The sequence below is a fragment of the Achromobacter sp. genome (genome assembly GCF_032113835.1).
GTDB lineage: Bacteria > Pseudomonadota > Gammaproteobacteria > Burkholderiales > Burkholderiaceae_B > Achromobacter.
In genome coordinates this window covers 1-11,230 of the sequence record NZ_DAMCTG010000049.1, presented here as the reverse complement: position 1 = coordinate 11,230, position 11,230 = coordinate 1, and the positions used below count along the sequence as shown (strand labels likewise).

Below are 11,230 nucleotides of genomic sequence, written 5' to 3'. Positions count from 1 at the left end.
TTCAGGGCCGATTCCATGCAGACCGACAACGCCGAGTTCATCCGGCGCACCATCCGCAGCGTTCCGGACTGGCCCCAACCCGGTGTCACGTTCCGCGATATCACGCCGGTGCTGCAGGATCCCCGTGCGTTCCGTGTCCTGATCGATCTCTTCGTCTATCGCTACATGCGCCAGCGCCTGGATCTGGTGGCGGGCGTGGATGCGCGGGGCTTCATCGTGGGCAGCGTGCTGGCCTATGAACTGAACCTGGGGTTCGTGCCCGTGCGCAAGAAGGGCAAGCTGCCCTATCGCACGGTTGCCGAGGAATATTCGTTGGAATACGGCAATGCCGCCGTCGAGATGCATACCGATTCGGTCCGCACGGGCCAGCGCGTCCTGCTGGTGGACGATCTGATCGCCACCGGCGGCACCATGCTTGCGGCTATCAAGCTGCTGCAGCGGCTTGGCGCCAACGTGGTGGAAGCCGCCGCCATCATCGACCTGCCGGATCTCGGCGGCTCCGCCAAGGTGGCCGCGACCGGCACGCCGCTCTACACGGTCTGTCAGTACGGCGCGGACACGACGCCGTAAACCGTGTCGGCATGACGGCGCCGCAGTTTGGCGCCGTTTTTCGGTGCCATCCATCGGCACCGTCCTTCACCATTGTTTGCTTGCTACGCCTCCGACAAGCGAGGCTGGATGAAGTCCAGGAACGCTTTCGTTTTGGCGGGCAGCATGCGCGAAGGCAGCAGCGCAAACAAGGGCAGGGGAGTCAGGCTCCATTCCGGCAATACGCGCACCAGGCCCGTCTGCTTGATGGCGCGCTCCATTGCATCGAACACCAGCAGCGGCGTGATGCCCAGCCCCTGGCCGGCCAAGCGCCCCAGCATCCCGACGTTATTGGCCGACAGACGGCCGGACACCTGCACGCGCTCGACCTTGTCGCCCGAATGGAGCATCCAGAAGGACGACTCCTCGCGCATGGTCGGGCGCAGGCATTCGTGGTGCGTCAGGTCCGCCGGCACCCGCGGTTCGCCATGGCGAGCCAGGTATTCGGGCGACGCATAGAGCTGGTGCGCCATCAGCACGATCTTGCGCGAGATGAGGCTGGAATCGGGCTGCTGCCCAAAACGCAGGATCAGGTCGAACGGATTGCTGATGGGGTCGATCGGGCGCATGCTCAGGTCGAAGTCGCACTCGATATCGGGATGCTGCTCGCGGAATTCGCGGATCACGGCGGGCAGGAACAACTGCGCAAGACTGGTGGGCAGCGAGATCCGCAGGCGGCCCTTGGGCTGCACCGCCATGTCCAGCAACTGGTCGTGCGCGATGCGCGCTTCTTCCACGATGTGCCGGCAGCGCTCGAAATAGATGGCGCCCGCTTCGGTCAGGTCGATCTTGCGCGTGCTGCGATTGAGCAGCCGCATGCCGACGCTGCGTTCCAGCTCACTGACCCGGCGCGACAGCGTGGAGGTGGGGATATTCAGGGCTTCGGCGGCGTGGCTGAAGTTCTTGCGCTTGGCGACCTCGACGAATAGCGCGATGTCGTTAAGCTGGATGTCCATGAATGCCCTCGAGACTCAAATTTCCATTTCTGGCAGATTCGTATGATAAATGGAATTATTGTCCCGCCAGTAGAAATGTCTATTTCTCCGGATTGCACAACAGTGTGGATGCACGCAGGTTCAGATTGCGTTACCTAACTTGCGGGAAACTGAATGAATGCAAGGCGTGTGCACATAGTGCGCGAGTCTGACAAGCCCGTTCATTTGGTGTGCCTGCAGGGATACGACTTGCAATTGTCCCATCCGTGCAAATATGTTCACCAAATTAAGGGTTTTTACTAAGCGCTAATAACCAGATACTTCGTCCCAGCAATCAAATTGTCATATCGAATGCCGCCAACCCGGCGCAAGACGATGTGCAACGTTTAGGATGGAGTCATCTCAATGAAAGCCCTAGCAACCGCACTCATGGTTACCGCTACCCTGGTCGGCATGTCCGCCGCTCACGCCGATGGCAAGACGCGTGAACAGGTCCAGCAAGAACTGCAAGCCGCCAAGGCCGCAGGCACCGTCACGTTTGGCGAACTGGACTATCCGCCCGCCGTCGCCCAGACCACCAGCCTGTCGCGCGAACAGGTGCAGCAGGAACTGCAAAGCGCCAAGGCCGCGGGCCAGGTGACCAGCGCAGAGCTCGATTACCCGCCCAAGACCGTGGCGCAGACCGCCGGCAAGAGCCGTGCTGAAGTCCGCCAGGAACTGGCCGACGCCAAGGCGCGCGGCGAATACACGTTCGGCGAACTGGACTACCCGCCCAAGGGCCGCTGATTTCCAGCGCTGGCGCGCCGCGCCGTCCGGCAGGTCACCAAAAGAACCCCTTGTGACGCCGAGGGGTTTTTTTGCGCCTGGGTTTTTTGCATGCCGTCGAAACAGTGTGGCGTTTACGCTGCAAAATTATCCGGTTCGCACGATGACTGTTGTCGGGAAAGAACAGGAAAAACGTCGAATGCTGCCATGGATAAGCCAGATATGAGCAATAATTCATATTTGAGATCAATGGCTTAGCGGCCGCTTCCGGAGCGGGCGTTGCTTCAGCTTCACGTCATTATCCCAACCATGGAAAGTAGTTCGTCGAAATCCGGGTTACTACGAACTGCAACAGGCCGGACACTAGCGGCAGTGCATGAGCCGCTCGATTTACTGCAGCGGCTTGCAGGGTCCCGCAGTGTCGTGCGACGCCCTGCAATGCGCCTTTTCATCTCGCCATTTTGGGGATTCAAATGAAGAAGACGTTTTTGGCCGTCGCGTTGCTGACCGGCTTTGCCGGCGCCGCGCAAGCCGCCGATTCCGTGACGCTGTACGGCCTGATCGACGCTGGCGTCGGTTACGAAAAAGTGAAGTTCAACGGCGATTCGCAGAGCCGCTTCGGTGGCGTGCAGGGCGTGAGCAGCGGCTCGCGCTTCGGCCTGCGGGGCACGGAAGATCTGGGCGACGGCCTGCGCGCCGTGTTCACGCTGGAAGGCGGTTTCGGTCCGATGAACGGCAAGTCGCTGCAAAGCAACCGCCTGTTCGGCCGCCAGGCAACGGTAGGCCTGGATAGCGACTCGTGGGGCCGTCTGGAATTCGGCCGCCAGACGAACCTGGCGTCGAAGTACTTCGGTTCGATCGATCCGTTCTCGATCAGCTACAACACCGCCAACATGGGTACCACGTTTGGCAGCGCGAACACGATGCGCCTGGACAACATGGTGCTGTACCAGACCCCGAGCATGAGCGGCTTCAAGGTCGGCGTCGGCTACTCGTTCAGCGCCGACGACACCGTCAGCGACGCTCGCCAGACCGGCTTTGCCACGGGCAACAACAACCGTGTGCTGACCGCAGGCGTGCAATACGTCAACGGCCCGCTGAACCTGGCTGCTGCCTACGACCGCTTCAATCCGTCCAACGACCGCATCGGCGGCAAGGACGCGGCGCGCATTCAGGAGTACATCGTCGGTGGTTCGTACGACTTTGAAGTCGTGAAGCTTGCTGCCGCTTTCGGCCAGACGCGTGACGGCTGGTTCATCGGCCAGAACATGGGCACGACGCCCGAAGGCATGGAGAACCTGGGTTCTTTCAAGCTGGCTGATGGCTTCCGCGCCAACTCGTACATGATCGGCGCCACCGTGCCGCTGGGCCGCCACGCCGTGTTCGGTTCGTGGCAGCGCGCCACCGCCAGCAACGACAAGCTGACGGGCGATGACGCGACGTTCAACGTGTACAGCCTTGGCTACACGTACGACTTCACCAAGCGCACGAACCTGTACGCGTACGCCTCGTATGGCGACAACTACGCGTTCCAGCACGATGCCACCGATACGGCTGTCGCCGTTGGCGTGCGCCACCGTTTCTAAGCAACAGGACGTCCGGCTGAACCTTGCTGAATGTGCGGGCCATTCTCCGTGGACCGCTGAGTGACAGCGAACCCCCCCTAGATCGGGTTCAGCCGGGCGCGCCTTGCGCGCAGAAGGGAAGGGCCTCCGCAAGGAGGCCCTCTCGCATTCAGGACAGCTGAATCACGGCTGCTACAGGAAGAGCTTGTAGGCCGGGTTGTCGGTTTCGTTCCAGTGCGGATAGCCCAGTTCCGCCACGAAATTGCGGAACTGTTTTTTGTCCGCCGGAGGGACCTGGATGCCGATCAGGATGCGGCCATAGTCGGCGCCCTGGTTGCGGTAGTGGAACAGGCTGATGTTCCAGTCGGGGTTCATCGCATTCAAAAAGCGCATCAGCGCGCCCGGCCGCTCGGGGAATTCAAAGCGGTACAGCAGTTCGTTGCGCGCCAGCGCCGAGCGTCCGCCCACCATGTGGCGCAAATGGGTCTTGGCCATTTCGTCGTGGGTCAGATCCAGCGTGTCGAAGCCGTGGCGGCGGAAGTTCGCCGCGATCTTGTCGGGTTCCGCGGCCGAAGAGACCTGGATGCCGACGAACACGTGAGCACGGTCCGCGTCCGAGATGCGGTAGTTGAATTCGGTGACGCTGCGTTCGCCGACCAATTCGCAGAAGCGCCGGAAGCTTCCGCGCTGCTCAGGCATGGTGACCGCGAAGACGGCCTCGCGCATTTCGCCGACCTCGGCGCGTTCGGAAACGAAGCGCAGCCGGTCGAAGTTCATGTTGGCGCCGCAGGCAATGGCCACCAGCGTCTTGTTCTTCAGATTGTGTTCGGCCGCGTACTGCTTGGCGCCCGCCACGGCCATGGCGCCGGCCGGCTCCAGCACGCTGCGCGTGTCCTGGAAGACGTCCTTGATGGCGGCGCAGATCGCATCGGTGTTGACCACCACGTAATCGTCCACGTACTTGCGCGCCAGCTTGAAGGTCTCGGCGCCCACCATCTTGACCGCCGTGCCGTCCGAGAACAGGCCCACGTCGTTCAGCTGAACGCGCCGGCCCGCGCGCACGCTGCGCAGCATGGCGTCGGAGTCCTCGGTCTGCACGCCGATGATCTTGATCTCGGGCCGCAACTGCTTGATGTAGGCCGCCACGCCGGCGATGAGGCCGCCGCCGCCGATCGCCACGAAGATCGCGTCGATGTGGCCGGGATGCTGGCGCAGGATTTCCATGCCCACGGTGCCCTGGCCGGCGATCACGTCGGGGTCGTCGAACGGATGGACGAAGGTCAGCTTCTCTTTCTTTTCCAGCACCTGCGCATGCGCGTAGGCGTCCGAGAAGCTCTCGCCGGCCAGCACGACCTCGCCGCCCAGGCGGCGCACGGCGTCGATCTTGACCTGCGGGCTGGTCGTGGGCATGACGATCACGGCGCGGCAGCCGAGCCGGCTGGCCGCCAGCGCAACGCCCTGGGCGTGGTTGCCGGCCGAGGCCGCGATGACGCCGCGATTGCGCGCCGCCGGAGCGAGGTTGGCCATCTTGTTGTACGCGCCGCGCAGCTTGAAGCTGAACACCGCCTGGGTATCCTCGCGCTTGAGCAACATCGTGTTCGACATCCGCTGGGACAGCAGGGGCGCTGCCTCGAGCGGGGATTCCACCGCGACGTCGTAAACCTTGGAAGTCAGGATGCGTTTCAGATAATCAGTGGACATGGACCGCGCGACAGGGCAAGAGTGAGGACTGGCCAAGATTATTGCAGGGAAATGCGTGTCGCCTTCCGGGTTTGCCGCGGCTACACTGCCGCAACCATGGAAGAAAGTCTCTTATCCGCCGTTCATTGGCTTCTGGGGGTGCTCGCGCTGCCCTCGGTGGGCCTGTCGGCCATCTTCACCGTCTCGCTCGTGTCCGCGACGCTGTTGCCGCTGGGCTCCGAACCGGCGGTATTCGGCTACATCAAGCTTTCGCCCGACATGTTCTGGCCCGCCATCCTGGTGGCGACGGCAGGCAACACCGTGGGCGGGGCCATCAGCTACGCGATGGGCCTCGGCGCTGAAAAGGCGGTGGAGCGCTGGAAGGAAAAGCACCCGCATCCGCACCCCAAGGCGACCGAGGGCGGCCGCATGCGCGGCCGCTGGAACGAGCGTGCCCACGACTGGCTGCACCGGATGGGGCCGCCCGCGCTGCTCCTGTCCTGGCTGCCCGCGGTGGGCGATCCGCTCTGCGCGGTTGCCGGCTGGCTGCGCCTGTCCTTCTGGCCGTGCGTGTTCTACATGGCCATCGGCAAATTCATGCGCTATCTGTTCATGACTGCCGGACTGCTTTGGTTCTTCCCAGGAAAAATCTAGCCCTGACGTCGGACTTAAACGGGGACGGTACATGCCGTCCCCGGCGCGCTTTTGGATGGCTTGCTCACCGGAATAGGGGCCAGGTCAGGACAATGGCATAAAATACTTTTTTAAGGGCCCCCTCTCGCCGCCATGAACGCCCCACTCGCCAGCCACATCTTGAACGGGGCGATGCCGCCCGCCGCACCCGCGCGATTGCGCGAAATCCCGTACAACTACACGTCGTTTTCCGACCGCGAAATCGTGGGCCGGTTACTGGGTGAAGACGCCTGGAGCCTGCTGAGCGACCTGCGCGGCGAGCGCCGCACCGGCCGTTCCGCCCGGATGCTGTACGAAGTGCTGGGCGACATCTGGGTTGTGCGCCGCAATCCGTATCTGCAGGACGACCTGCTCGACAATCCCAAGCGCCGCAAGCAGCTCATCGAAGCGCTGCATCACCGCCTGAGCGAGATCGACAAGCGCCGCGACCCGAGCGCGCCCGCCGAAGCCGGCCACGATCCGCATCGCGACGAAAAGGTTGTCGGGCTGCTGGCCCGGGCGCGTTCCGCCATTGCCGCGTTCGAGGGCGAATTCGACCAGACCGCCATGATGCGCAAACAGGCGCAGAAGGTGCTCGGCCGCATCACGGCGCGCGACAACATCAAGTTCGACGGCCTGTCGCGCGTGTCGCACGTCACGGACGCGACCGACTGGCGCGTGGAGTACCCCTTCGTGGTGCTGACGCCGGACTCCGAGGACGAAATCGCCGCGCTGGTCACTGCCTGTATTGAATTGGGCCTGACCATCGTGCCGCGCGGCGGCGGCACCGGCTACACCGGCGGCGCCATTCCGCTGACCTGGAAGTCGGCGGTCATCAACACCGAAAAATTCGACAAGCTGGGCAAGGTCGAGTCCTGTATCCTGCCTGGCCTCACCGAGCCCGTCGCGGTCATCCACGCCGGCGCCGGCGTGGTCACCAAGCGCGTGTCCGAGGCGGCCGAGGCGGCCGGCTTCGTGTTCGCCGTGGACCCGACGTCCGCCGAAGCCTCGTGCGTGGGCGGCAACATCGCCATGAACGCCGGCGGCAAGAAGGCCGTGCTGTGGGGCACCGCGCTGGACAACCTGGCCTGGTGGCGCATGGTCGATCCGGACGGCAACTGGCTGGAAGTCACGCGCCTGGACCACAACATGGGCAAGATCCATGACGTGGAAGTGGCCCGATTCGAGCTCAAGTGGTTCGACGGCAAGGGCAAGCCCGGCGAGCGCCTGCTCAAGACCGAAACGCTCGAGATCCAGGGCCGCGTGTTCCGCAAGGAAGGCCTGGGCAAGGACGTGACCGACAAGTTTCTGGCGGGCCTGCCCGGCATCCAGAAGGAAGGCTGCGACGGTCTCATCACGTCGGCGCGCTGGGTGCTGCACCGCATGCCGCGTCATACGCGCACCGTCTGTATGGAATTCTTCGGACAGGCGCGCGACGCCATCCCGTCGATTGTCGAGGTCAAGGGCTATCTGGACGGCGAGGGCAAGGCCCGCGGCGCCATCCTGGCCGGCCTGGAACACCTGGACGAACGCTACCTGCGCGCGGTCGGCTACGCCACCAAGAGCAAGCGCGGCGTGCTGCCCAAGATGGTTCTGATCGGCGACATCGTCGGCGACGATGACGACGCAGTGGCCGCGGCCGCCAGCGAAGTCGTGCGCCTGGCCAACACGCGTCACGGCGAGGGCTTCGTGGCTGTCAGCCCCGAGGCGCGCAAGAAATTCTGGCTGGACCGCTCGCGCACCGCCGCGATCGCGCGTCACACCAACGCCTTCAAGATCAACGAAGACGTCGTGATCCCGTTGCCCCGCATGGGCGAATACACGGATCACATCGAGCGCATCAACATCGAATTGTCGACCAGCAACAAGCTCAAGCTGCTGGGCGAGCTGGATGCCTACCTGTGCACGCCGCTGCCGGTCGGCAAGATCGACGACGCCGATATCGAAACCACGCGCGCCGAAGTGCTGGCCGAGCGCACGCGCCAGGCGATCGAACTGATCGCCGCCACGCGCCAGCGCTGGCAGTGGCTGCTGGACAATCTGGACCTGCCGCTGGGCGATGCGCTGCCGCAACTCGAAGGCCTTGGCCTGGGTGAGCTTCACGCCACGCTGACCGCGCGCCTGGCAGCGCAACCCGGCGCCCGCGTCTTCGACGTGGTGCAGGACCGCACCATCCGCGTCTCCTGGAAGACCGAAGTGCTGGCCGGCCTGCAGCGCGCCTTCTCGGGCGCCGCGTACAAGAAGATCGTCGACGAACTCGTCGCCATCCACGCCCGCGTGCTCAAGAGCCGCGTGTTCGTCGCGCTGCACATGCACGCCGGCGACGGCAACGTGCACACCAACATCCCGGTCAACTCGGACGACTACGAGATGCTGGGCGAGGCGCATGCCGCCGTCGAACGCATCATGCAGATCGCGCGCGACCTGGATGGCGTGATTTCGGGCGAGCACGGCATCGGCCTGACCAAGTACGAGTTCCTGACCGAAGCCGAACTGGCGCCGTTCCAGGACTACAAGCGGCGCGTCGACCCCAACGGCCACTTCAACGCCGGCAAGCTCATGCCCGGCGCTGACCTGCGCCACGCCTGGACGCCCAGCTTCAACCTGATGGGCCACGAGTCGCTGATCATGCAGCAAAGCGACATCGGCGCCATTTCGGAATCCATCAAGGACTGCCTGCGCTGCGGCAAGTGCAAGCCCGTGTGCGCCACCCACGTGCCGCGCGCGAACCTGCTGTATTCGCCCCGCAACAAGATCCTGGCGACGTCGCTGCTGGTCGAGGCCTTCCTGTACGAAGAGCAGACCCGGCGCGGCGTCAGCCTGAAGCACTGGGAAGAGTTCGAGGACGTGGCCGACCACTGCACCGTCTGCCACAAGTGCTACAACCCCTGTCCGGTCGATATCGACTTCGGCGACGTGTCGATGAACATGCGCGCCGTGCTGCGCCGCATGGGCCGCAAGTCGTTCAACCCGGGCACGGCCAGCGCCATGTTCTTCCTGAACGCCAAGGATCCTGCCACCATCAACGCCACCCGCAAGGCGATGGTGGGCGTGGGCTACAAGGTGCAGCGCGCCGCGCACGACCTGTTCTCCGGCCTGGTCAAGAAACAGACCGCCAAGCCGCCGGCCACGGTGGGCAAGCCGCCGCTGCGCGAGCAGGTGGTGCACTTCGTGAACAAGAAGATGCCCGGCGGACTGCCCAAGCAGGCCGCGCGCAAGCTGCTGGACATCGAAGACGCGAACTACGTGCCGATCATCCGCGACCCCAAGGCCACCACGGCCGACACGGAGGCGGTGTTCTACTTCCCCGGCTGCGGTTCCGAGCGCCTGTTCTCGCAGGTCGGCCTCGCCACGCAGGCGATGCTGTGGCATGCGGGCGTGCAGACCGTGCTGCCGCCCGGCTACCTGTGCTGCGGCTATCCCCAGCGCGGCAACGGCATGACCGACAAGGCCGAGCAGATCATCACCGACAACCGGGTGCTGTTCCACCGTGTGGCCAACACGCTGAACTACCTGGACATCAAGACCGTGGTGGTCAGCTGCGGCACCTGTTACGACCAGCTTGCCGGCTATGAATTCGAGAAGATCTTCCCGGGTTGCCGGCTGATCGACATCCACGAATACCTGCTGGAAAAGGGCATCAAGCTGGAAGGAGCCAAGGGCGTGCGCTACATGTACCACGACCCCTGCCACACGCCGATGAAACTGCAGGAGCCCATGAAGACGGTGCGCGCGCTGGTGGGCGATGGCGCGGTCAAGAGCGATCGCTGCTGCGGCGAGTCCGGCACGCTGGCGGTCAGCCGTCCCGACATCTCCACGCAGGTGCGCTTCCGCAAGCAGGAAGAACTGCTCAAGGGCGACGCCGCGATGCGCAGCGACGGCTTCACGGGCGACGTGAAGGTCCTGACCTCGTGCCCGTCGTGCCTGCAAGGCCTGTCGCGTTACGAGGGCGACACCAAGATGGAGGCCGACTACATCGTGGTCGAGATGGCGCGCCACATCCTGGGCGAAGGCTGGATGGAAGACTACGTGCGCCGCGCGAATGCGGGCGGGATCGAGCGGGTCCTGGTTTAGGTCTCAGCGCGATCCAGATGGAAACCGCGGCCAGCGATGGCCGCGGTTTTTTTTTGTGCTTCTGAACTGTAAACGGCAGGTTTTGCGGGGCCGAAAAGACCTCTTGAAACTCCAAAAACCGATCCCATACTCGGACTGAAGCGATCAGACCTGCGGTCGCGCAAATCGCGGCTGTGATGCGTCTGTATCGGTCCCTTTTTTCGTTCGAGGAGACCTTCATGAGCAACTTTCCCTTCAACGACAGTGGCTTTGCCAGCGCGTTCGACGCGATTCAGGAGCACATGGGCCGCGTGCTGCGCAATGCCGGCGTGCCTGCCGCCCTGCGCGCCACGCCGCAGGCTTACTTTCCGCCGGTCAACGTCGGCGTGTCGGGCGATTCCATCGAAGTCGTCGCCTTCGTGCCCGGCATGGATCCCGAGGGCCTGAACGTGTCGATCGAAAAGAGCCTGCTGACCATCAGCGGCGAACGCAAGCCGCAGGAGCTTCCCGAAGGCGCCCGCTATTACGCGCGGGAACGCACGCAGGGCCGCTACACGCGCATCATCGAGCTGCCTGCGGACGCGGATCCGGACAACGTGCAGGCGCGGTACACGGACGGCTGCCTGGCCATTTCCATCAAGCGCCGCGAATCGGCCAAGCCGCGCACCGTGACCGTGCAGTGACCCGCCAACGCAACCGCATAGGAGTACCGATCATGAATGAACGCAAAGACCTGACCGTGCCCGCCGAAGCGGCCGTTTCCGAGAAGCGCGACGGGCGTGGCGTCACCGTGCCGGCCGTGGACATTTTCGAGGACAAGGAAGGCATCACGCTGCTGGCGGACCTGCCCGGCGTGTCCAAGGAAAGGCTGCGCATCAACGTCGAGTCCGACGTGCTGCAGATCGAAGGCGAGGCCTCGGTCGAGACGCCCGGCGACCTGCGGCTGGTGCTGGGCGAAATGCGCGCGCCGCT

General features: G+C 64.0%; 9 protein-coding genes. 7 read left to right on the top strand and 2 right to left on the bottom strand.

Annotated elements, in window-relative coordinates; all coding sequences use genetic code 11:
- The first annotated feature begins 15 nt into the window (after positions 1–15).
- Entirely contained in the window at positions 16–570 is a 555-nt protein-coding gene (locus RT697_RS17110; RefSeq protein WP_056319625.1) for an adenine phosphoribosyltransferase, read from the top strand.
- A gap of 83 nt (positions 571–653) precedes the next feature.
- Here the strand turns inward: RT697_RS17110 and RT697_RS17105 are convergent, their stop codons facing one another.
- The gene (locus RT697_RS17105) at positions 654–1,544 is read right to left on the bottom strand and encodes a LysR family transcriptional regulator (RefSeq protein WP_175138999.1); all 891 of its coding nucleotides are present in this window, start codon (positions 1,542–1,544) and stop codon (positions 654–656) included.
- A gap of 384 nt (positions 1,545–1,928) precedes the next feature.
- On the opposite strand from RT697_RS17105, the gene RT697_RS17100 reads away from it, so the two are divergent.
- Entirely contained in the window at positions 1,929–2,309 is a 381-nt protein-coding gene (locus RT697_RS17100; RefSeq protein WP_105241081.1) for a DUF4148 domain-containing protein, read from the top strand.
- Positions 2,310–2,761: 452 nt separating this feature from the next.
- Positions 2,762–3,874 carry a porin gene (locus RT697_RS17095; RefSeq protein ID WP_313700447.1) on the top strand — a complete coding sequence of 371 codons (1,113 nt, stop codon included), beginning with the start codon at positions 2,762–2,764 and terminating at the stop codon, positions 3,872–3,874.
- Between the two features lie 171 nt (positions 3,875–4,045).
- Here RT697_RS17095 and ilvA read toward each other — a convergent pair whose 3' ends face one another.
- The gene (ilvA, locus tag RT697_RS17090; RefSeq protein ID WP_313700445.1) at positions 4,046–5,554 is read right to left on the bottom strand and encodes a threonine ammonia-lyase, biosynthetic; all 1,509 of its coding nucleotides are present in this window, start codon (positions 5,552–5,554) and stop codon (positions 4,046–4,048) included.
- Between the two features lie 96 nt (positions 5,555–5,650).
- Between ilvA and RT697_RS17085 the strand changes: the two genes are divergently transcribed.
- From RT697_RS17085 to RT697_RS17070, 4 genes are all read left to right on the top strand, one after another.
- Positions 5,651–6,187: a YqaA family protein gene (locus RT697_RS17085; RefSeq protein ID WP_175122049.1), complete on the top strand. Its 537-nt coding sequence runs from the start codon at positions 5,651–5,653 to the stop codon at positions 6,185–6,187.
- A 132-nt stretch (positions 6,188–6,319) separates the two neighbouring features.
- Complete coding sequence (locus RT697_RS17080; protein ID WP_313700443.1) at positions 6,320–10,279, top strand: FAD/FMN-binding oxidoreductase; 3,960 nt, start codon at positions 6,320–6,322, stop codon at positions 10,277–10,279.
- 218 nt (positions 10,280–10,497) lie between these two features.
- Positions 10,498–10,941: an Hsp20/alpha crystallin family protein gene (locus RT697_RS17075; RefSeq protein WP_313371852.1), complete on the top strand. Its 444-nt coding sequence runs from the start codon at positions 10,498–10,500 to the stop codon at positions 10,939–10,941.
- A 32-nt stretch (positions 10,942–10,973) separates the two neighbouring features.
- The coding region (locus tag RT697_RS17070) for an Hsp20/alpha crystallin family protein (protein WP_313700441.1) at positions 10,974–11,230 on the top strand (257 nt) is incomplete at its 3' end.

Excerpts from the sequence above, each read along its gene's own strand:
- RT697_RS17110 (WP_056319625.1), top strand. The coding sequence starts at position 16 with ATGCAGACCGACAACGCCGAGTTCATCCGGCGCACCATCCGCAGCGTT.
- RT697_RS17105 (WP_175138999.1), bottom strand. The coding sequence starts at position 1,544 with ATGGACATCCAGCTTAACGACATCGCGCTATTCGTCGAGGTCGCCAAG.
- RT697_RS17100 (WP_105241081.1), top strand. The coding sequence starts at position 1,929 with ATGAAAGCCCTAGCAACCGCACTCATGGTTACCGCTACCCTGGTCGGC.
- RT697_RS17095 (WP_313700447.1), top strand. The coding sequence starts at position 2,762 with ATGAAGAAGACGTTTTTGGCCGTCGCGTTGCTGACCGGCTTTGCCGGC.
- ilvA (WP_313700445.1), bottom strand. The coding sequence starts at position 5,554 with ATGTCCACTGATTATCTGAAACGCATCCTGACTTCCAAGGTTTACGAC.
- RT697_RS17085 (WP_175122049.1), top strand. The coding sequence starts at position 5,651 with ATGGAAGAAAGTCTCTTATCCGCCGTTCATTGGCTTCTGGGGGTGCTC.
- RT697_RS17080 (WP_313700443.1), top strand. The coding sequence starts at position 6,320 with ATGAACGCCCCACTCGCCAGCCACATCTTGAACGGGGCGATGCCGCCC.
- RT697_RS17075 (WP_313371852.1), top strand. The coding sequence starts at position 10,498 with ATGAGCAACTTTCCCTTCAACGACAGTGGCTTTGCCAGCGCGTTCGAC.